This is a genomic window from Microbacterium kyungheense, from assembly GCF_006783905.1.
Taxonomy (GTDB): Bacteria; Actinomycetota; Actinomycetes; order Actinomycetales; family Microbacteriaceae; genus Microbacterium; species Microbacterium kyungheense.
On sequence record NZ_VFPE01000002.1, the window covers coordinates 1147534 to 1168380 of the forward strand.

General features: G+C 70.9%; 21 protein-coding genes, 1 tRNA gene and 1 pseudogene. 8 read left to right on the forward strand and 15 right to left on the reverse strand.

The features are described 5' to 3' along the window. Window positions 1–23 precede the first annotated feature (23 nt). The 6 genes from tatA to FB391_RS12195 form a co-directional block, all read right to left on the reverse strand. Entirely contained in the window at window positions 24–284 is a 261-nt protein-coding gene (gene tatA, locus FB391_RS12170; protein WP_141894615.1) for a Sec-independent protein translocase subunit TatA, read from the reverse strand. A 65-nt stretch (window positions 285–349) separates the two neighbouring features. Beyond that, window positions 350–1309: a helix-turn-helix transcriptional regulator gene (locus tag FB391_RS12175; protein ID WP_141894616.1), complete on the reverse strand. Its 960-nt coding sequence runs from the start codon at window positions 1307–1309 to the stop codon at window positions 350–352. Continuing rightward, entirely contained in the window at window positions 1306–2301 is a 996-nt protein-coding gene (locus FB391_RS12180) for a helix-turn-helix transcriptional regulator (RefSeq protein WP_141894617.1), read from the reverse strand. The genes FB391_RS12175 and FB391_RS12180 overlap by 4 nt, the downstream gene beginning before the upstream one ends. 47 nt (window positions 2302–2348) lie before the next feature. Continuing rightward, window positions 2349–3332, reverse strand: a complete 984-nt coding sequence (locus tag FB391_RS12185; RefSeq protein ID WP_141894618.1) for an FKBP-type peptidyl-prolyl cis-trans isomerase — start codon at window positions 3330–3332, stop codon at window positions 2349–2351. Window positions 3333–3341: 9 nt separating this feature from the next. Then, window positions 3342–4394, reverse strand: a complete 1053-nt coding sequence (locus FB391_RS12190; RefSeq protein WP_141894619.1) for a tRNA (adenine-N1)-methyltransferase — start codon at window positions 4392–4394, stop codon at window positions 3342–3344. Continuing rightward, window positions 4391–5104: an HAD family hydrolase gene (locus tag FB391_RS12195; RefSeq protein WP_141894620.1), complete on the reverse strand. Its 714-nt coding sequence runs from the start codon at window positions 5102–5104 to the stop codon at window positions 4391–4393. Before FB391_RS12195 ends, FB391_RS12190 begins: the two co-directional genes overlap by 4 nt. Window positions 5105–5197: 93 nt before the next feature. Here FB391_RS12195 and FB391_RS12200 point away from each other — a divergent pair, with 93 nt between their 5' ends. Next, window positions 5198–6085 (forward strand): PAC2 family protein, encoded by an 888-nt coding sequence (locus FB391_RS12200; RefSeq protein ID WP_141894621.1) that lies wholly within the window; start codon window positions 5198–5200, stop codon window positions 6083–6085. Between the two features lie 71 nt (window positions 6086–6156). Here FB391_RS12200 and FB391_RS12205 read toward each other — a convergent pair whose 3' ends face one another. The 5 genes from FB391_RS12205 to FB391_RS12225 form a co-directional block, all read right to left on the reverse strand. Continuing rightward, window positions 6157–6978, reverse strand: a complete 822-nt coding sequence (locus FB391_RS12205) for an undecaprenyl-diphosphate phosphatase (RefSeq protein ID WP_141894622.1) — start codon at window positions 6976–6978, stop codon at window positions 6157–6159. A gap of 68 nt (window positions 6979–7046) precedes the next feature. Further along, window positions 7047–8342 carry a M20/M25/M40 family metallo-hydrolase gene (locus FB391_RS12210; RefSeq protein ID WP_141894623.1) on the reverse strand — a complete coding sequence of 432 codons (1296 nt, stop codon included), beginning with the start codon at window positions 8340–8342 and terminating at the stop codon, window positions 7047–7049. Between the two features lie 77 nt (window positions 8343–8419). Beyond that, window positions 8420–8504: transfer RNA gene (locus FB391_RS12215), tRNA-Leu, on the reverse strand. Between the two features lie 81 nt (window positions 8505–8585). Continuing rightward, window positions 8586–9674 carry a VIT1/CCC1 transporter family protein gene (locus FB391_RS12220; protein WP_141894624.1) on the reverse strand — a complete coding sequence of 363 codons (1089 nt, stop codon included), beginning with the start codon at window positions 9672–9674 and terminating at the stop codon, window positions 8586–8588. Window positions 9675–9787: 113 nt separating this feature from the next. Continuing rightward, window positions 9788–11626 carry a DEAD/DEAH box helicase gene (locus FB391_RS12225; RefSeq protein WP_141894751.1) on the reverse strand — a complete coding sequence of 613 codons (1839 nt, stop codon included), beginning with the start codon at window positions 11624–11626 and terminating at the stop codon, window positions 9788–9790. Between the two features lie 219 nt (window positions 11627–11845). On the opposite strand from FB391_RS12225, the gene FB391_RS12230 reads away from it, so the two are divergent. After that, the gene (locus FB391_RS12230; RefSeq protein WP_141894625.1) at window positions 11846–12706 is read left to right on the forward strand and encodes an SGNH/GDSL hydrolase family protein; all 861 of its coding nucleotides are present in this window, start codon (window positions 11846–11848) and stop codon (window positions 12704–12706) included. A gap of 13 nt (window positions 12707–12719) precedes the next feature. Then, on the forward strand, window positions 12720–13409 hold the full coding sequence (locus FB391_RS12235) for an SDR family oxidoreductase (protein WP_141894626.1): 690 nt from the start codon (window positions 12720–12722) through the stop codon (window positions 13407–13409). A 15-nt stretch (window positions 13410–13424) separates the two neighbouring features. On the opposite strand, the gene FB391_RS12240 is transcribed toward FB391_RS12235, so the two are convergent. Both FB391_RS12240 and FB391_RS12245 read right to left on the reverse strand, forming a co-directional pair. Then, window positions 13425–14225 carry a TrmH family RNA methyltransferase gene (locus tag FB391_RS12240; RefSeq protein WP_141894627.1) on the reverse strand — a complete coding sequence of 267 codons (801 nt, stop codon included), beginning with the start codon at window positions 14223–14225 and terminating at the stop codon, window positions 13425–13427. Window positions 14226–14253: 28 nt separating this feature from the next. Next, on the reverse strand, window positions 14254–15027 hold the full coding sequence (locus tag FB391_RS12245; RefSeq protein ID WP_246093475.1) for a class I SAM-dependent methyltransferase: 774 nt from the start codon (window positions 15025–15027) through the stop codon (window positions 14254–14256). 83 nt (window positions 15028–15110) lie between these two features. On the opposite strand from FB391_RS12245, the gene FB391_RS12250 reads away from it, so the two are divergent. The 5 genes and pseudogenes from FB391_RS12250 (at window position 15111) to FB391_RS12270 (ending at window position 19501) form a co-directional block, all read left to right on the forward strand. Further along, window positions 15111–15965: a Sir2 family NAD-dependent protein deacetylase gene (locus tag FB391_RS12250; protein WP_425462950.1), complete on the forward strand. Its 855-nt coding sequence runs from the start codon at window positions 15111–15113 to the stop codon at window positions 15963–15965. 294 nt (window positions 15966–16259) lie between these two features. Next, window positions 16260–17371, forward strand: a pseudogene (locus FB391_RS12255) (IS110 family RNA-guided transposase). Window positions 17372–17884: 513 nt separating this feature from the next. After that, complete coding sequence (locus tag FB391_RS12260; RefSeq protein ID WP_141894628.1) at window positions 17885–18397, forward strand: hypothetical protein; 513 nt, start codon at window positions 17885–17887, stop codon at window positions 18395–18397. Between the two features lie 14 nt (window positions 18398–18411). Beyond that, window positions 18412–18726, forward strand: coding sequence for a hypothetical protein (locus FB391_RS12265; RefSeq protein WP_141894629.1), 315 nt, complete (start codon window positions 18412–18414; stop codon window positions 18724–18726). Between the two features lie 166 nt (window positions 18727–18892). Further along, window positions 18893–19501, forward strand: coding sequence for a histidine phosphatase family protein (locus tag FB391_RS12270; protein WP_141894630.1), 609 nt, complete (start codon window positions 18893–18895; stop codon window positions 19499–19501). Window positions 19502–19516: 15 nt separating this feature from the next. On the opposite strand, the gene FB391_RS12275 is transcribed toward FB391_RS12270, so the two are convergent. Further along, window positions 19517–20326, reverse strand: a complete 810-nt coding sequence (locus FB391_RS12275; protein WP_141894631.1) for an HpcH/HpaI aldolase/citrate lyase family protein — start codon at window positions 20324–20326, stop codon at window positions 19517–19519. Then, window positions 20323–20847: a MaoC family dehydratase gene (locus FB391_RS12280; RefSeq protein ID WP_141894632.1), complete on the reverse strand. Its 525-nt coding sequence runs from the start codon at window positions 20845–20847 to the stop codon at window positions 20323–20325. Before FB391_RS12280 ends, FB391_RS12275 begins: the two co-directional genes overlap by 4 nt.

A 20847-nucleotide genomic window follows, 5' to 3' on the forward strand; every position in this document is an offset into this window, starting at 1 on the left:
TTCCCGCCGTTACCACGAGGAGTTCAGGACTTGGACTCTGACGTGCCCGTGTCGGTGCGGGCGTCGCTCACCGGCGACTCCGCAGACGTCACGGTGGCGTCCGTGGGCGTTGCGGCACCCGTGCGGGTCGTGTCGTCGTCCTTCATCGCCTTCATCTCGCCCTTGAACACGCGAGCGGACTGTCCCATGCTCTTCGCCAGCGCCGGCAGCTTCGCCGCGCCGAACAGGAGGAGGATCACCGCGAGGATGATCAGGAAGTGCCATCCTGTGAGGCCCTGCAGCATGATCGGATTCCTTTCGGCGGGGTCGCATTCAGTGTAACCCCCTGTGTGTGCCCCTGGGGACTGTATCAGCGGTACTGCGCGAGTCCGGCTTCGGCCCACTCGGCGACCGCGCGGCGCGCCGCCGCCGGTTCGAGCACCTCGACGACGCCGCTACGGCGTGCCGCCAGCCGGCGCAGGCTCAGCTCGTCGGCGACGCGCATCGTGGCGATCGTCACGCCGTCGGTCGTGTCGAGCACCGCGCGATCGAGGTAGTCGCCGAGCAGGGGCGCCGCGGCCTCGGGGAACCGCACGCGGGCGACGAGCTCGCCCGCGTCGGTGTCGAACCAGGCCGGGGCGGGCTCCTCGGAATGGGTGCTGCGGATCCCGGTCAGCTCGAGGTCGCTCACGCGGTCGAGGTGGAACGTGCGCATCGCCTCGCGCAGATGGCACCATCCCTGCAGGTACCACTGGCCACTGGCGATGTGCACCTTCACCGGGTCGACGGTGCGGGTCGTGGGACCGGCATCCGGAGCCTTGTAGGTGAACGAGACGGCCACGTGCCGCCGCAGGGCGTCGGCGACGAGGTCGCGCACCGTGTCGACGGGCTCGGGGGCGAGGATGACCTCCGCGGGAGTGGCGGACGCACCGCGCGCGAGCTTGGCCAGCAGGCCGGCGTACAGCTCGGTGTCTCCGACCCCCGGGATCGAGCGCGCCAGCTGCAGGCCGGCCAGGAGCGCCGCCGCTTCGCGGGCGGTGAGCTTCGGAGCGCGCTCCAGCCCGACGGCGTTGGTGATGACGATGAGATCCCGCTCGTCGAGGAGGTCCCAGTCGATGTCGAACAGGTCGTTCGCCATCTGCCAGTAGCCGCGATCGCCGGGCAGGCCGATGACCGTCAGCTTCTCGACCATCGAACGCATCTGGGCGGGAGTGACGTCGAACTCGGCCGCGGCCTCTTCCAGCGACACCTCGCCCTTGCCGATGAGGTATGGCACGAGCTGGAGCATGAGGGCGGCGCGGTCGGTCGCCACCAGCGGACGGGGACTCATGCGACACCCCCGTGGGCGTCACGGGTGGCGGCGAGCCGATCGATCACGCGATCACGCAGATCGGCCGGCTCGACGACGCGCACCTCTGGCCCGTACGAGGCGAGCTCGTCGGCGAAGATGTGCACGTCCACGTACGCGACGCGGATGCCCTGCTCGGCCGGGGTCGCCCGTCGGGCGAGCCGGAGCGCCGCCTCGGTACCGGGATTGACCTCGAGCAGGGCGCTGTTGCGGGCCGCGACGGCCTCGAGGCCCGCGAGTGCGCGCTCACCGGCGCCCTCGCGCAGGGCGGGGTCGAACGAGCCGCGCCCGGTCACCACCGGTCCGACGATGCGTGAGAGCAGGAACGTGCGGTCCGCCTGCGCGTCGAGGTCGATGCCGAAGACGTGCCAGCGCGCCTCGTACTCGACGAGCGCCAGCGGCTGGATGCGACGGGTGCGCGGTGCGCTCTCGCCGGGTTTGAGGTACGGGAAGGTCACCACGCGGCTGGCGTCGATCGCCTGATGCAGCGCCGGGAACGCGGGGTCCCGCGGGTTCAGCTGCGGGGAGAAGCCGATGATGGGCTCGTCGACGAGATCGCCGAGCGCGCGGATCTTGCGCAGCCCGCTGCGCGCGTCGTCCGACATCGAGCTCTCGCTCCACACTCCCCCGGCGAGCGTCAGCAGGGCGAGCTCGGCCGGGGTGAAATCGATGTCCTCGGGCAGCTCGTACTCCGCGCTCGGCACGCGATAGCGCGCCTCGCGCAGATCGTCGGGGTCGGCCCAGTCGCCGATCGTCTCGATCGGGACGCCCAGGCCTCGCAGCGACTCCTTGTCGCGCTCGAACATCTTCTCGAGCGCATCCTTCGACGCGCCCGCCTCGCTCTGCTCGCGGTAGCCCGCCACCGAGGTGAGGATCGTGTCCTTGGTCAGGCCCTGATCGGTCGCGATGAGGGCCACCACGAGGTTGAGCAGACGCTCCTCGGGCGGGATCTTCGCGGCGGCGGTGGCAGGCACCCGCCTATCCTATGGCCGTGCCGGAGCCTGGTCTCGGACGCGCGCGGTCAGCCTTCGTCGGTCGTGGGCGCCTCGGCGTCCAGGCCGAGGATGTCGATCACGAACACGAGCGTCGAGTTCGCCGGGATCGACGCCTGCTCCTTGTCGCCGTAGCCCTGGTCGGGCGGGATCACGACCATCACCTGCGATCCGACGGTCTGTCCTTCGAGCGCCTTGGCGAACCCGGGCACGACGCCGTCGAGCGTGACGGAGGCGGCCGATCCGTCCCAGGTGCTGTCGAAGGACTCGTCGGCTCCCCACACGACGCCCGTGTAGTGCACGCGCACCGGCTGGTCGCCGGTGACCTTCTCGCCGTCGCCCTTGATGAGCGTCTGGACCACGAGGTCGGTCGGCGCGGGGGTGCCGGTCGGGATCGTGATGCCGGGGCGCCCGTCGGGGGCGCGAACGACGCTGGGCAGGCCGAAGCCGCTGTTGAACTGCAGCTGCCCCGTGGCCGACGGCAGGTAGACCTTGTGGATGTCGAGCACCGCCACGACCGAGTCGTCCTCGTCGATCTTGAAGCTCGCCGCGATGCCCTCGGCCAGGTCGTCGGGCGACAGCGCGACCGCGACCCGCGAACCCTCGGTCGCGCAGTGCAGCGCGGTCTCGAAGCCGGGGAAATTGGTCGCCCACTGGGACGGCGACGTGACGCGCGAGAGGTCCCCGTCGTACGCGGTGGCGACGATGGGATCGCCCGTCGTGCCGTCGAAGAGCGACACGTCCATCACCATGAGCTGGTCGTTCGAGGTGATGGCGGTGCCGTCGCCGGTCACTACGTCCTCGTAGCCGAGGTGCGAGGCGTGCAGCGGCGTGTACACGTCGACCTTCGGCTCGCTGTCGGTGTCGCCCGTCACCTCGATGAGCTTCATAACGTCGGGATTCGACACCGATGCCCGGGAGCAGTCCGGGGCCGACACGGTCTGCAACGAGCAACCGGTGAGGCCGACGGTCACCAGGCCCAGGACGACGAGGGCAACGGGGATCTTGCGCACCGGAACAGTCTAGGCGGTGCGCCCAGCCTCTTCCGTTCCACCGTCGTCATGCCGGGCCGCCTCGCCCTGGGCGTCGGCGGCGGCCAGACGCGCGCCCTCGGCGGCGCGCTCGGCCTCGCGCACACGCTTGCGCAGGTTCTTGTCGGTGATCTGGCGGTCCCCGACTGCGCCGGGAGTCCAGAGCTCCACGTCCTCGTCGCCGTAGCTCGACTTCGACGCGCGGCGCTTCACCTCGGGCGGCACGGCGCCGGGGGCGAGCCGGCGCGCCCACACCAGGAAGCCGGTGTGCGCGACCATGCGGTGGTCGGGCCGGACGGCCAGGCCCTCGACGTGCCAGCCGCGCACCATCGTCTCGTTCGCGTCGGGCTCGGTGAACAGTCCCGTGGCGCGGATGTACTCGGCGACGCGGCTCAGCTGCGTCGCGGTCGCGACGTAGCAGACCACGACCCCGCCGGGCGTGAGCGCATCGGCGACGACGTCGATGCACTCCCACGGCGCCAGCATGTCGAGCACGACGCGGTCGACGGATGCCGCCGCCACCGTCTGCGGCAGCTCGGTGGCGAGATCGCCCACGACGACGTCCCAGTTCGCGGGGGCGGCGCCGGTGAACGTCTCGACGTTGGCCTTCGCGACGGCCGCGAAGTCGTCGCGGCGCTCGAAGGACACCAGGCGCCCCTCGGCCCCGATCGCGCGCAGCAGCCAGAGCGAAAGCGCGCCAGACCCGACGCCGGCCTCGACGACGGTGGCCCCCGGGAAGATGTCGGCCTCAGCGAGGATCTGCGCTGCATCCTTCGGGTACACGATCGCCGCGCCCCGCGGCATCGACATGACGAAGTCGCGCAGCAGCGGGCGGAGCGCGAGGTATTCGTGACCGCCGCTGTTGGCGACGACGGAGCCGTCCGGCTGGCCGACGAGCTGCTCGTGCTTGAGCACGCCGTGGTGGGTGTGGAGCTCACCGCCCGCGCGCAGCGTGATCGTGTGCAGGCGGGCCTTGGGCCCGGTCAGCTGCACGCGGTCCCCGAAGCGGAACGGGCCGCTGGGTCGGGTGTTCTCGTCGGTCATCGCGCGTTCTCCTCGGCGGTGGCGGTCTCGCTCACGCGCGCACGTGCGCGGTGGGACTGATGGAAGGCGGCGACGTCGTCGGCCGTACGGCCGTCGAGCGTCTCCCAGATCGTGTGGGCGCCCGCGCCGGCGAGCGACACCATGAGCGGCACTCCGATCACCGCCGCGCCGGAGGCTACGGCCGAGCGCAGCCCGTTGGGCGAATCCTCGATGGCGACGACCTGGTCCGGCGCCACTCCGAGCGCTTCGCACGCCTGCAGGTACGGGTCGGGGAACGGCTTCGGACGCGTCGCGTCGTCGCCGGCGACGATCACGTCGAACGCCTCGAAGTCGATGAGGTCGACGACGGTGTCGGCCATCCGGCGCATCGACATCGTGACGAGACCGGTCTTGACCCCCGCGGCGCGCAGGTCCGCGAGCAGCTCGCGCGCGCCCGGACGGAACGGGATGCCGGTCTCGGCGAGTTGGCGCATCACCTCACTTGTCAGGTGGTCGATGATCGCATCGGTGCTCATGCGCACCCCCGCGCCCTGGAGGATGCGCGCGGAGTCCTCGAGTCCGAGACCGACGAGGCCCAGTGCCTGCTCGTGCGACCACGATCCGCCGTAGCTCTCGATGAGCGGGGTCTCGGCGGCCATCCAGTACGGCTCGGTGTCGACGAGGGTTCCGTCCATGTCCCACAGGACGGCGGCGAGACGAGGTGCATTCACCGCACAATCCTCCCACAGGGCCTCCGACCCCCTGGGGGACGGGAGGCCTATCCTGGAGGGAACCCCGCAGCCGCTGCGGGTGGAAGGGGTCTCGTGGACGGACTGGGTCGCCGGGTGCTCGTCGCCGCGTTCGACGGGTGGAACGACGCGGGCGAAGCCGCGTCGTCCGCCATCGCGCACCTGCGGGAAGCGGGCTCGTACGAGCCGGTGTTCTCGGTCGATCCCGAGCTGTACTTCGACTACCAGTACACGCGCCCGAGCGTCGAGACCGACGGCGAGGGCCGCCGGTCGCTGCGCTGGCCCGAGGCCACGCTCCTGCGCCCCGCCCGCACCACGCGCGGCGGCACCCAGCTGTGGCTCCTCACCGGCGTCGAGCCGGCCCGCGCGTGGCAGGCCTTCTCGTCCGAACTCATCGACGTGGCGCTGCGCGAAGACATCACGGGCATGGTCGCGATCGGGTCGATGATGTCGGACGTGCCGCACACCCGCCCGATCTCGGTGTTCGCAGGCAGCGACAACGAACTGCTGCGCAGCTCACTGGAGCTCGAGCGCAGCACGTACGAGGGCCCGGTCGGCATCCTCAGCGTGCTGGGCGACGCCGCAGAGCGCGCCGGCATCCCCACCGCGAGCCTGTGGGCCAGCGTGCCGCATTACGTCGCCGGCCACACGCCGTCTCCGAAGGCGACGCTCGCTCTCCTCGACAAGCTCGAAGACCTCACGGGCGCTTCGGTGCCGCGCGGCGACCTCGCGACCGAGGCGGCGACGTGGGAGGCGACCATCGACGCGGCCGCCGCCGACGACGAAGAGATGACGGAGTACATCCGCCAGCTCGAGCGCACCCGCGACACGTGGGACTCCCCCGAGGCGTCCGGCGACGCCATCGCGCAGGAGTTCGAGCGCTACCTCCGCCGCACCGACGGCCGCCCCGGCGACGGGCCGCAGAAGCCCGGCCGCGACGACCCGCGCTCCCCCGGCCGCTGAGCCCTTCGACAGGCTCAGGGACCGGATGCGGGCTCAGGGACCGGACGCCGGCTCAGGGACCGGGTGCCGGCTCAGGCGCTGATGACGCCCAGGCTCAGGAGCACGAGCAGCGTCGAGCCCACCGCGACGCGGTAGACCACGAACGGCAGGAAGCTGTGCTTCGAGATCCAGTTCATGAAGAACGCGATCACGCCGAGGGCCACCACGAAGGCGACACCGGTGGCGACGGCGGTCTCGCCCAGCGTGAACACGCCCGGCTCGTCGAGGCTCTTGAACAGCTGGAAGAACCCGCTGCCGAACACGGCGGGGATCGCCAGCAGGAAGGCGTAGCGTGCGGCGGCCGCCCGCTCGTAGCCCATGAACAGACCCGCAGTGATGGTGCCGCCCGAGCGTGACACGCCCGGGATGAGCGCCAGCGCCTGCGCGAACCCGTAGATCACGCCGTGGCCGACCGTGATGTCCTCGAGCTTGCGCTTCTTGGCGCCGTAGTGGTCGGCGATCCCCAGCAGCACGCCGAAGAAGATCAGCATCCCCGCGGTGATCCACAGCGACCGCAGCACGGTCTCGATCTGGTCCTGGAACAGGATGCCGAGCACGACGATCGGGATGGAGCCGATGATGATCAGCCAGCCCAGCTTGGCGTCGGGATCGTTGCGAGGGATCCTGCCGAACAGCGCACGGAACCAGTGCCCGATGATGCGGACGATGTCGCGCCAGAAGAACACGACGACGGCGGCCTCGGTGCCGATCTGGGTGATCGCGGTGAAGGCGGCGCCGGGGTCCTGCGCGCCGGGCAGGAACTCCCCCAGGATGCGCAGATGCGCGCTCGATGAGATCGGGAGGAACTCGGTCAGACCCTGGACCAGTCCCAGGATGATCGCCTCGAGAAGCATGGGCGCCTTTCAGCCGTGCGGTGACAGTGGGGCGGAGGGATGCCGCGGCCGGCGGCATCCACTCGGTATCAGTACGTGCGCAGCATGTCCGTCAGCACGGCCTGCCCGAACACGAGCGCGTCGATCGGCACGCGCTCGTCGACGCCGTGGAACATGCCGGTGAAGTCGAGATCGGACGGCAGGCGCAGCGGCGCGAAGCCGTAGCCCGAGATGCCGAGAGCCGCGAGGGCCTTGTTGTCGGTGCCGCCGCCCATGAGGTACGGGATCACCGGAGCACCCGGATCGTGGCGGCCCAGCGCGCCGACCATCGCGTCGACGAGATCGCCCGAGAACGGGACTTCGAGGCCGATGTCCTGGTGGACGATCTCGACGTCGACGCCGTCTCCCACGATGCGGCGGATGTCGGCGAGGGCCGCCTCTTCGGTGCCCGGCAGCACCCGGACGTCCACGAGCGCCTCGGCACGGTCGGGGATCACGTTGTGCTTGTAGCCGGCGACGAGGCCCGTGGGGTTGGTCGTGGTGCGCAGCGTCGAGCGGAGGAATCCGGATGCCGCACCCGTCGCCGCGGCGATCGCATCGGGGTCGTCCGAGCCCTGCCCGGTGAGCTCGGCGAGGCGCTCGGTCATCTCGCGGGTGGCGTCGGTGAGGGTCACCGGCCACGCCGTGCGGCCGAGGGCCGCCACGGCCTCGGCGAGGCGCGTCACGGCGTTGTGCGCGTGGAAGCTGGAGCCGTGCGCGGCACGGCCGCGTGCGACGAGGCGGATCCAGATGAGCGCCTTCTCACCCACCTGCAGCAGGTACGCGTGGTGGTCGCCGATCGGGATCGAGTAGCCGCCGACCTCGCTGATCGCCTCGGTGGCGCCGGCGAACCACTCCGGGCGGTTCTCGACGACGAGAGCCGACCCCTCGACGCCGCCGTTCTCCTCGTCGGCGAAGAACGCGAGCACGAGATCGCGCTCGGGCTGTTCGCCGGCGCGCAGCAGGTCGGCGACCGACGTGAGGATCATGGCGTCCATGTCCTTCATGTCGACGGCGCCGCGGCCCCACAGCAGGCCGTCCTTGACGACGCCCTCGAACGGGTCGACGCTCCAGTCCTCCGCGATCGCGGGCACCACGTCGAGGTGACCGTGCAGCACGAGTGCCGGCTTGTCGCCGTTGCGACCCGGCACGCGCGCCATCACGTTCGTGCGACGCGGGATCGGCTCGTAGAACTCCGGCGTCAGACCCAGGCCTTCGAGATAGGCGCCGACGTACTCGGCGGCCTCGCGCTCGCCGGCGGACCGGCCGCCGCCGTGGTTGGTCGTGTCGAAGCGGATGAGGTCCCTCGCGACCGCGGCGACTTCGGGCAGTTCGGCTTCGGGCATGCCTGCAAACCTATCTGGTGGACGAGAGAAGGTCTTGTGGACGAAAGAAGGCCCCCTTTCGGGGGCCTTCTTCACTGTGCGCGAGGGGGGACTTGAACCCCCACGCCCTATACGGGCACTAGCACCTCAAGCTAGCGCGTCTACCTATTCCGCCACCCGCGCAGGTGGTTTCTGGTTTCGCAACCGAGGAATGACATTACCACGTCACCACACGTTCAACGAATCGAGCGCGCCCCGGGCGCGTCACCCCATCGACACGCCGAACAGCAGGCCGAGCACGTACGTGACGGCGGCGGCGCCGAAGCCGATCGCGAGCTGGCGCAGTGCGCGCTTGAGCGGTGGGGCGCCCGACAGGAGGCCCACGGCGGCGCCGGTCGACATCAGGGCGATGCCGACGAGCACGAGCGCCAGCACGACGGCGGTGAGGCCCGAGAGGCCGAAGATCCACGGCAGCACCGCGATGATCGCGCCCGACGCGAAGAACAGGAAGCTCGACAGCGCCGCTCCCCACGCGCTGCCCACGACCTCGCCGTGATCCACGAGGTCGATGGGGCCGCTGTCGGCGCGGCCGCGCCCGAGGGCCTGCGCCTGCTCGACGACGCGCCGGGCGCGCGCGGCCGCCTCGGCCTCGGGCATCCCCCGTGTCCGGTACACGAGCGCGAGCTCGTTGGCGTCGATGTCGAGGTGAGGCAGCGCGATGTCGGCGAAGTCGCTGGGCTCGGTCGCCGCGAGCAGCTCGCGCTGCGAGCGGACCGACACGAACTCGCCCGCGCCCATCGAGAGAGCGCCGGCGAGGAGCCCTGCGACGCCGCTGAAGAGCACGAACTGGCTGCTCGCGCCCGTCGCGCCGATGCCCATCACGAGTGCGAGGTTCGACACCAGTCCGTCGTTGGCGCCGAACACGGCGGCGCGGAAGGTGCCGGACAGCCGTCGCCGGCCACGCGCGGCCAGGCCGCGTACGACCTCGTGGTGGACCTTCTCGTCGGCGGCCATCGTCGGCGTGGCGAAGGGCTCGTCGTCGTACGGCGACCGGGCCTCGGCGTTCTGGGCGAGCGCGAGCACGAAGATCGAGCCGAAGCTCTTCGCCATCGTGCCGAGAAGGCTCGTGCGGACGTCGGGACGGGGCAGCTTCGCGGGCTCACCGCCGAGGAGGCTCAGCCAGTGCGCCTCGTGGCGTCCCTCGGCCTCGGCCAGCGAGAGCAGGATCCCGCGCTCCTCGCCCTCGCGGCGGCCGGCGAGCTCGCGGTAGACGCGCGCCTCGGCGCGCTCGTTCACGAGGTACTGCGCCCAGCGGCGGCGATCACGGTCGGTCGGTGCGGCGGGCGCGCTCACTCGGGCCTCCAGGTCGGGGTATCGGGGACCCGTCAACGGTAGTCACTGCCCGCGGCCGGACCGACCCGGAACCGAACATTGCCAGCATTTCGGGGTTCCGAACCGCGTGCGGCTCAGGAGTGGACGCGCTTGCGGAGCACTTCGATGCGCGCCTGCAGCTGCGCGACCGTCGCGTGCGACACCGCGGGGCCGCCGCAGATGCGGCGCAGCTCGGCATGGACGAGGCCGTGCGCCTCGCCGGACTGACGGGCATAGAGGCCGACGAGGCTGTTGAGCAGCTGCCGCTGCTCCTTGAGCGTGCGGTGCAGCGCCTGCGGCAGCGCCGGCTCCTCTTCGGGTGCGGCGGCGCGCTCCTGCGCCTCCCGCGCCGAGCGGTGCCGGGACTGGCGCGACACGCGCGACATCAGCACCTCGTGCACCTGGTCGGGCTCGAGCAGACCGGGGATGCCGAGGAACTCCTCCTCTTCGGGCGTGCCCGGCACGGCGAGCTGGCCGAACTCCTTGCCGTCGAACAGCACGCGGTCGAAGTGGGCGAGCGAGCCGAGCGCCTGATACGTGAACTCCTGCTCGAGCGCGTCGGACGCCTTGTCCTCGCGCTCGGCCGCGTCCATCATGTCTTCTTCGGCGTTCCACTCGTCCTCGCCGTCTGAGTCGCGGTCCAGCGCGTGATCGCGCTGCACCTCCATCTCGTTCGCGAGCGCGAGCAGCTGCGGCACGTTCGGCAGGAACACGCTCGCGGTCTCGCCACGGCGTCGGGCTCGCACGAAGCGGCCGATCGCCTGTGCGAAGAACAGCGGCGTCGAGGCGCTGGTGGCGTACACGCCGACGGCGAGCCGTGGCACGTCCACGCCTTCCGACACCATGCGCACCGCCACCATCCAGCGCGCGGTGGACTTCGAGAACTCCTCGATCCGCCCCGAAGCCTCGGCCTCGTCCGACAGCACGACCGTCGGCTGCTCCCCCGTGACCCCGTGCAGGATCGCGGCGTAGGCGCGCGCGGCGGTCTGATCGGTCGCGATCACCAGGCCGCCGGCATCCGGCACGTGCTCGCGAACCTCGGTGAGCCGCCGGTCCGCCGAGCGCAGTACCGCGGGGATCCAGTCGCCTTCCGGGTCGAGCGCGGTGCGCCAGGCCTGCGAGGTGATGTCCTTCGTGTTGTCCTGCCCGAGCTGCGCCTCCATCTCGTCGCCGGTCTTGGTGCGCCAGCGCATGTGGCCCGCGTAGACCATGAACAGCACGGGGCGCACGACGCCGTCTTCGAGCGCGCGCCGATAGCCGTAGGCGTAGTCGGTGCGCGAGACGCGGATGCCCTTGGCATCGGGGTGGTACTCCACGAAGGGGATCGGCGCGGTGTCGCTGCGGAACGGCGTGCCGCTCAGGAGCAGGCGACGCGTCGCCCGGGCGTACGCCTCGCGCAGCGCATCGCCCCAGCTGAGCGCGTCGCCGCCGTGGTGCACCTCGTCGAGGATCACGAGCGTCTTGGCGTCCATCGTGAGCCGCTGGTGCACCGACGCCTTCACGGCGACCTGCGCGTACGTCACGGCGACACCGTGGTACTGCCGCGCGGGTGCGTAGTGCCGGTTGCTGAAGGCGGGATCGAGCCGGATGCCGACACGCGCGGCCGCATCGGCCCACTGGGTCTTGAGGTGCTCGGTGGGGGCCACGACGACGATGCGGTTGACGATGCGGCGCCGCAGCAGCTCGCTCGCGAGCCGCAGGGCGAACGTCGTCTTGCCGGCGCCGGGCGTCGCCGCGGCGAGGAAGTCGCGCGGACCCCCGCCCGCGCCGTCGGGCCCGTCGAGCGAGAAGTACAGGTCGAGCGCCTCGGCCTGCCACGCGCGCAGGCGCTGCGCGGTGCCCCACGGCGCGCGCTGGGGGTACGTGGGACTCAGGTGCTCCGCGGCGAACGATCCGATGTGGGGGTCGGACGCGTCTTCGCGTACCTCGCTCAGCGCAGGTGCCGTCACGTCGGGGCGCTCTTCGAGCAGGGGCGAGGCGGCTGATTCGTCGGTCACCGAACACCCCTTCCCCCGTTGACAACGAGTCACCACGATAAACGACCCGGACGACATCGCGGGTCACGGCGCCGCGGGATGGCGGCATCCGATCGCGCCGTCCGCGGGCCGCGATAGCCTGACTGTCGGTCACAAGCCGAGGAGGACGCGAACCACATGCCTGCACGCGAGGATCACCGGAGTCCCTACGTCCCGAACGTCGAGCCGCACCCCTGGCGCCGGTACGTCGCACTGGGCGATTCCTTCACCGAGGGCGTCGGCGACCCCGAGCCCGCTTCGCCGAACGGGCTGCGCGGCTGGGCGGACCGCGTCGCGGAGGTGCTGTCGGAGCAGGTGGACGACTTCGCGTACGCGAACCTGGCGATCCGCGGGCGCCTCATCGGCCAGATCGTGCAGGAGCAGGTCGAGCCGGCGATCGCACTCAAACCCGACCTCGTCACGTTCTCGGCCGGCGGCAACGACGTGATCCGCCCCAACGGCGATCCCGACCACGTCGCCCAGCTGTTCGAGGACGCCGTCGTGCGCCTCTCGCAGGGCGGGGCGACGGTCGTCGTGTTCACGGGCATCGACACCGCGTTCACGCCGGTGTTCCGCGGCATCCGCGGCAAGGTGGCCATCTACAACGAGAACATCCGCGCGATCGCCGACAAGTACGACTGCATCGTCGCCGACCAGTGGGCGCTCAAAGAGGTGCAGGACATGCGCTTCTTCGACGACGACCGCCTGCACTACAACGCGCTCGGACACCACGAGGTCGCCAGGATGGTGCTGCGCGCGCTGAACGTCCCGAACGATCTGCAGCCGATGCAGCCCGACCCGCTGCCGGTGCGCACGTGGCGCGAGGCCCGTGCGGTCGACCTGGTGTGGGCCCGCGAGTACCTCGTGCCGTGGGTGCTGCGGCGTCTGCGCCACCAGTCGTCAGGAGACACGATCTCGGCCAAGCGGCCGGATCCGCTGCCGGTCACGACACTTGCGCCGGGGCGGGATGCCGCTGCCCACCGCGGCGAGAAGGCCTGAGAGGCGGGCACGCATGGCGACACACCTGGTCACCGGCGCCGGCTCGGGCATCGGCGCAGCCCTGGCCGACAGGCTCGCCGCACGCGGCGACGACCTGTGGCTGCTCGCGCGTGACGCCGGGCGCGCCACGCAGCTGCGCGAGCGGTTCCCCGGTGCGCAGACCCTCGTCGGCGACCTCGGCGACCCCGCTCGCCTGTCATGGGCGTTCAGCCACCAGAGCGTGCCGCCGCAGCTGGACGCGCTGATCCACGTCGCCGGCATCGTCGAGCTCGGTCCCGTCGGCGAGACGCCCGTCGCGACGTGGCAGCAGCAGCTCAACGTCAACGCCGTCGCGCCGGCGGAGCTCACGCGGCTCATGCTGCCCGCGCTGCGCACCGCGCGAGGACACGTCGTGTTCGTGAACTCCGGCGCCGGCCTGCGGGTGAGCCCCGAATGGGGCTCGTACGCCGCCAGCAAGTTCGCCGTGCGGGCCATCGCCGACGCCCTGCGCGAAGAGGAGCGCGGCAACGGCGTGCGCGTGACGACCGTCTACCCCGGGCGCACGGCGACCCCGATGCAAGAGAAGGTGCACCAGCAGGAGGGAGCGGCGTACGACGCCGCCCGCTGGATCGACCCGGCCTCGGTCGCGGCGACGATCCTCGCCGCGCTGGACCTGCCGCGCGACGCCGAGCTCACCGAGCTGACGGTCCGTCCCGGCGCCTGAGCCCACAGGCCGGAGTCAGCGCGAGCGCAGCTCCCACAGCGCGACGGCGCTCGCCGCGGCCACGTTGAGCGAGTCCACGCCGCCCGCCATCGGGATCGTGACCACCGTGTCCGCGGCTTCGAGGGCGCGGCGCGAGAGCCCGTCGCCCTCGGCGCCGAGCATCAGCGCGACCCGGTCCGGCCGGTGCGCGCTGAACGCGTCGAGCGAAACCGCATCGTCGGCGAGCGCGAGGGCAGCCAGCTCGAAACCGGCCTCGTGCAGCACGCCGCGCGCCTCGGACCACTCCGGCAGTCGCGTCCACGGCACCTGGAACACCGTGCCCATGCTGACGCGCACGCTGCGCCGGTAGAGGGGGTCGGCGCAGCGCGGGCCGACCAGCACGGCGTCCGCGCCGAGCCCGGCGGCGGCACGGAAGATGGCGCCCACGTTCGTGTGGTCGACGATGTCTTCGAGCACGACGACGAGCCGGGCGTCGGCGACGACGTCGGCGACGGAGGGCAGGGGCGGCCGGTGCATCGCCGCCAGGGCTCCGCGGTGCACCGCGTAACCGGTCAGCGACTCGGCGATCTCGGGGCTCACGACGTACACCGGCGTGACGGCATCCACCAGGTCCTCGATGTCGGCCAGCCACTTCTCCTGCACGAGGACCGAGCGGGGACGGTGCCCCGCGGCGAGGGCGCGGGCGATGACCTTCGCGGACTCGGCGATGTACAGGCCGCCGTCGGGCTCCAGGACGCGCCGCAGGGCGACGTCGGTGAGGTCGCGGTAGTCGGCGAGGCGGTCGTCGGAGGCGTCGGTGATGTGGAGCGCAGGCATCGCCGTCCATCGTCCCACGGCGCAGCGCTCAGCCGGCGAGACCGACCGCCGCCCAGGCGCGCGCGGTGATCGCGAACGGCCCGTCGCCGATGTCGTCGCGCAGGGCGCCTTCCAGGCGTGCGACCGCCGCGGCGTCGAGCGTCGCGACGTATCGGCCGGCGGGTCCGACACCGCCCAGGAACGGCGTCCACCAGTCGTCGAAGTCACGGAACGAGACCGTGCACTCCACGACCGACTGCGTCACGTCGTGGAGCCCCGCCCGCTCGAAGATGTCGACGAGCTGCCCCTCCGAGGCGCCGTTCAATGCCGACTCGGTGCGCACGTCGGGGTCGAGCACGGTCGCGACGCGCCAGAATGCCGACAGCGGTCCGCTGCCCCCGCCGTGGTCCCACACGCACGCGCCCACCCGGCCGCCCGACGTCGTGACCCGCGCCATCTCGGCGACGCCGCGCACCGGATCGGTCATGAAATGAACGACGAGCTGCGCGAGGGCGGCGCCGAACGCGGCGTCCGCGAACGGCAGGTCCTCGGCGGTGGCGACGCGCGCATCGACTCCGTGACACGCCTGCGCCGTCGCCGCGACGAACACCGGTTCGGGGTCGACGGCCGCGAGCGACTCCGCCCCGCGTCGACGGGCGAGCTCGAGCGTCAGCATCCCGGGTCCGCTCCCGACGTCGAGCACGCGTGCTGCCGCAGGGACGCCGTCGAGGCCGAGATCGGCGAACTCCACCGCCAACGGCGTGGAGAACCGTCCCATGAACGCCGCGTAGCCCTCTGCGCTCACCCCGCCGAAGCCGCCCACGGGCACATCCTGGCACGCGCGGGCCCGCTCCGTAACATGCCCGAAAACCGCGAGGCCTACACTCGACCCGAAGGGGGTGCGCCGTGACGACGATCGCGACCGATTTCGACGCGAGGACGACGGATGCCGTGGCCGCAGCGGTCTCGGAGCTGTCGGGCCGGCGCATCGCGGTGCTGACCGGAGCCGGCGTCTCGACCGACTCGGGCATCCCCGACTACCGCGGCGAGGGCGCCCCCGTGCGCACGCCGATGACCGCGGAGCAGTTCATGTCGAGCGAGGCGGCCCGCCGCCGCTACTGGGTGGGCAGCCACCTCGGCTGGAAGGCGTTCGCCGCCGCCGAGCCGAACCCCGGCCACCGCGCCGTCGCCGCGCTGGAGAGCCGCGGCGTGGCCACCGGCGTCGTCACCCAGAATGTCGACGGGCTGCACGTGCGCGCAGGCAGCCGCCGCGTGGTCGAGCTGCACGGCACCATGCGCCGCGTGTTCTGCACGCATTGCGGCCAGGTGTTCGACCGCCGCGACCTGGCCCGCCGCGTCGAGGACGACAACCCGTGGATCCGCGTCCCGGCCGATGTTCCGCTGGGGCCGGACGGCGACGTGCTGCCCGAGACCACCGAGGGCTTCGTGATCCCCGAGTGCACCGTCTGCGGCGGTGTGCTCAAACCCGACGTCGTGTTCTTCGGCGAGTTCATCCCCGCCGCGAAGTTCCGCGAGGCCGAGCAGCTCGTCCACACGAGCCAGGCGCTCGTGATCGCGGGCTCGTCGCTCGTGGTGAACTCCGGCATCCGCCTGCTCGAGCGGGCGCGGCGCCGACGCCTTCCCGTCGTGATCGTCAACCGCGGCGTCACGCGCGCCGACGCCCGCGCCACGGTCAAGATCGACGCGGGCACCAGCGAGGTGCTGCAGGCGTTCGCCGACGCGCTGCCGCCTCTCGGCTGACTGTGAGTCTTGACGTGGCTGGTCTGGGACTGGCTGGCTAGGTGGTGCTGGCCGTCTTCGTCTGGTCGTGACTCGTTATGCCGTTGGCCCTTCGAGGGCCTTGCTTTCGACATGTCCGTCCTGGCGAGGACGGCCGGCGCCTCCCGGCCCACCTCGATGGCCTGATTAGAAGCCTGCTCCACCCCTCCGGGGGTTGTGGCCCGTCACAGTGATGCCTCGAAGTGACTTCCTCCCAGCCGGCGCCGGCCGTCGCGCGGCCGAGCCCGTGTTCCATCTAGGAAGGACCGATCCGCCATGACAATCGTCGCGCACTCCCATCCATTCGTCATCGGCGTGGACACCCACGCGAAGACACACACCTATGCCGTCATCCAAACGGCATCCGGGCAACTGCTGGGCACCCAGCAGTTTCCGACTACCCCGCCAGGCATCGCCCGCGCGATCGGCTGGGCCGGCCGACTGACGGGGGGGGGGGTGACGCCGCGACGCTCTGGGCGATCGAAGGCGTTGCCACCTATGGGGCCGGGCTGGCCCGCACCGCGGCCGCGAGCGGCTACGAGGTGGTCGAAGCACCCCGGATGAACGCGAAGGCCCGGCACGGTGTCGGGAAGTCGGACCCGTTGGACGCACGCGCGATCGCCACCGCTGTTCTGCCGGTGGAGGAGGACCGGTTGCGTCGTCCGCGCGCCGACGACGGGACACGTCAAGCGTTGCGCGTGCTGATCGCCGCCCGCGACCAGATGACTGGTGAGAAGACGATGAACATCAACGCCCTCATCGCGCTCCTGCGCGCCAACGACCTCGGCATCGACGCTCGCAAGCCGCTCACGATGGAGCAGTTCGGGCAGGTATCACGATGGCATCACCGGACCGAACCGCTCGCGACCGCCATCGCACGAGAAGAAGCGATCCGCCTGGCGCGCCGGATCCTGGAGCTGCACCATGCTCTGACGGCGAACCATGCCCGGCTCAGCGAGCTCATCACCGCGAGCCCCGCCGCGCCGCTGCTGGAGGAGATAGGCGTCGGTGCATATACCGCCGCGGTCATCCTCACCGCATGGTCACACCCCGGCAGGGTCCGCAACGACGCTGCGTTCGCCTCCCTCGCCGGCGTGAACCCCATCCCCGCATCCAGCGGCAACACCACCCGGCACCGCCTCAACCGCGGCGGAGACCGACGACTCAACAAGGCGCTCCACGTGATCGCGATCACCAGGATGAGCCGTCATCCCGCCACCAAGGCCTACCTGGAGAGGCGCCTGGCCGAAGGCCGCACCCGATCCGAAGTTCGCCGCTGCATCAAGCGCTACCTCGCTCGCCACCTCTACCGAACCCTCAACGCCCTCCACGACCACGCACCCGAGGCGACCGTCTCGGACTCCACCCTCGCTCCGACAATCGGCTGAACAAGCGGGGCGGGGGCGACGCAGTGCCGGAGTGAGCGATGCTAAGCGCAGCTCGGAGCGCAGCGGAGAGCGGAGTCTGCAAAAGCGAACGACAGGAACGGAGCCGCCACCACCCCGCTACGCTCTCGCCGTCGGAGGGGGAATAACCTCGACCTCCACCGCCAAGTGTGTCCATCCTCTCGGGCGGGACGACGCACGTCCCCCGGCGGGAGCGTCCGAAGTTCTGCTTGTGTGTTTATCGGATCGTGCTGTAAACATTCCACAAGTGAAGCGCAACCACTGCGCTCTATTCCCGACTCGCTCTAGAGATGGGATATCTATGCGCCTTCGCAAGTCAGCTATCGCGGTTCTTATGATCGCGGGACTCGCGGTGCCTTCGCCCGCATTCGCAGCTACCGACGATTCCACCACCAGCCCGCCCGATGAATCCACCAGTGCCCCGGTACCGGAGAAGAGGGAGGTCACGATCGATGGCAAGACTGAGGTCATCGAGTCGAATCTCCCTGGAAGCTCGTGGAAGACGCGGAAACGCACGAATTGAGACTCTTCGTTGGCCCCGGCGTAGACGACGCTGCCCTGCCTGGGCCCGTGGTGGAAGAGTGGGACGGTCCGGAGTCGCTTCAGGCCGCAACAACGAATTCCGAGGTTGGCGCACTTGCCAACTGGTATTGCGAGCCCGTGTCTCAGGATCCGCGACGCAGTGGGGGCCAGATTCAGGGTTACGTGGGCGCGATTTGTGAAAACGGCCCCATGCCTACCTACCGGTTGCAGTGGCAATTTGAGCGGCACGCGCCCATCACCGAGTCAATCACCGGTTGGAAGCAGTACTCAGATCGGCATTACACCGCCTGGACGTCAGCGATGTCCACCGGGACCAACGTCTATGCGCACTGCAATACGGCGGACGGTCGCACCCGGGCATATACGACCTATCATCGCGGTGAGACGACGGGCGGCTACCTCTGGTCGTGGCATCGTTCGGTCGCCAGCATCAGCTGGTTCAACTGCGGCTACAGCGAGTTCTAAGCAGTGAAGCAGTGATGGAACGACTCACCGCAGCTGAGGCCGTCACTGCCGACGGTCGGCGTTGGCTGATCACGCACAGCGTGCATCAGCCAACGTCGACCCTCATCGAGGAGGTTTTTTCGAACGACGGCGAGCGCTGGGTGCTGGCAGCCAGCTACGCATCCGAGGACCGCGACGCGAGTCGCGCCTTCTGGACGCAGAGCCCTCTCATTTCTCACTCGCAGCTCCCAGAGGTCCCCGGAAATCTGCCCGCGCCGGAACTCGCCGATTCCATCAGGCTGCGCACGACGCCGCGCACCCAGACGTGGTTCGCTTCCGACGAAGGCTAAGCACGACCAGACATTGCCGACCCGCACCTTTCCCGTCCGGGTGGCCGCCTCTTCACTGACTCCTCCCCACTCGGTCGCAATTGAAGCAACCTTGACAAGACATAGAAGCGTCCCGCACTCGGCTGATTCAGGGGTTGCCGTCATCCGGCGCCGATAGGGTCGAACGGTGACTTCGCTGACCCTGATCCGCCACGGCGAGACCGACTGGAACCTCGAGCGACGCATCCAGGGCGCGACGGACATCCCGCTGAACGACACCGGCCGGGCGCAGGCGCGCGCAGCGGCCGACGTGCTCGCGGCCGAGTTCGAGCGTCGCGGGGTGACGCCGATCGTCGTCTCCAGCGATCTGCAGCGCGCGCACGAGACGGCGCGGATCATCGCCGCCGTGCTCGACGCCGATGCGCCGATCCTGTACCCGGAGCTGCGCGAGCGCCGCTACGGAGCGGCCGAGGGGATGCTGGTGGCCGACTACCGTGCGCACCACGGCGGTCCCGGTCAGCCGCCGGCCGATGGCGAAGAGGACCGCGCGCTGCTGCGCGCCCGCGGCCTCGACGCCCTGCGCCGCATCGCCCGCGACGCACGCCGCGTCACCGCCCCGACGGACGTACCGGTCGTCGCCGTGTCGCACGGCGGTCTCATCGGCGAACTCATCCGGCACGCGAGCGGCGACACGCTCCCGCTCGTCGGCGAGCGGATCGGCAACGCGTCGGCGCACCGTTTCGTGGTGGAGCGCGACGGCCTGCGGCTGCTGTCGTACACCCCGATCGCGGCGTAGCAGCGGCCGCTGGGTTCAGCCGCTCGCGCGGGACAGCACGCGCCGCGCGTGGCGCAGCACCGGCTCGTCGACCATCACGCCGTCGTACGAGAACACGCCCCGCTCCCCCGCGGCGGCGGCGAGCACCGCGCGCGCCCACGACACCGACTTCTCATCCGGCCGGTAGGCGGCGCGGATCACCGGCACCTGCGACGGATGGATGCACGCGGTGGCGCGGAACCCGGATGCCGCGGCATCCGCCGCCTCGACGGCCAGGCGCTTCGTGTCGTCGATGTCGAGATGCACGGCGTCGATCGCGGCCTTGCCACGGGCGCCCGCGGCTAGGAGCACGCGCGACCGCGCGTACCGGGCGATGTCGCGGTACCGGCCGTTGGGCTTGCGGCTGGACGTGCCGCCGAGTGAGGCCACGAGATCCTCGGCGCCCCACATGAGCGCGACCACGTTGTCGAGGGCGGCGATGCGGTCGGCCTGCGCGACGCCCTTTGCGGTCTCGCACAGCGCCACCACCTCGAAGCGCGCGTCGAGACGCCCGATCCGCTTCGGCGACTGCGCCTTGGCGACCATGATGCGCCGGTAGTCGGTCTGCGACAGCGTCGACAGGTCGGCCGCGAACGCGTCGGTCTCGGGCGGATTCACCCGGACGATGACGCGATCGGGATCGAGCTCGGACTCGATGAGGTGACCCCGTGCCGCGGACTTGTGCGCGGGCGCCACGGCATCCTCGAGGTCGAGTATGACGGCATCCGCCCTCTCCATCGCCTTCGCGTACCGCTCGGGCCGATCGGCGGGGCAGAACAGCAGCGCGGGTCCGAGGTCGAAGCTCATGGGGTCTCTCCTTCGGCAGAGGCGGGGGCGCACCACATCAGCGCGGTGCGAGTGGCGAGCGCGACGACGTCGCCGTCCTGGTTGCGCCCGGTGTGGCGCAGCGTCACGATGCCCTGGCCGGGTCGCGAGGCCGACAGCCGCTTGTCGGTGACCTGGGTCTCGGTGTAGAGCGTGTCGCCGTGGAACAGCGGGGCGGGGAACGAGATGTCGGTGAGGCCCAGCTGGGCGACGAGCGTGCCCTGCGTGATCTGCGACACGGAGGCCCCGACCATCGTGGCGAGCGTCCACATCGAGTTCATGAGGCGCCGGCCGAACGGCTGACCGGCGGCGAAGGCCGCGTCCAGATGCAGCGCCTGCGTGTTCATCGTCAGCGACGAGAACAGGACGTTGTCGGCCTCGGTGGCCGTGCGGCCGGGACGATGCAGGTAGCGGGCGCCCACCTCGAGCTCGTCGTAGTAGAGCCCGCGCTGGACGATGCCTCCGCCGCGGTCGGGGCTGCTCGCGCTGTCTGGCTCGGTCAC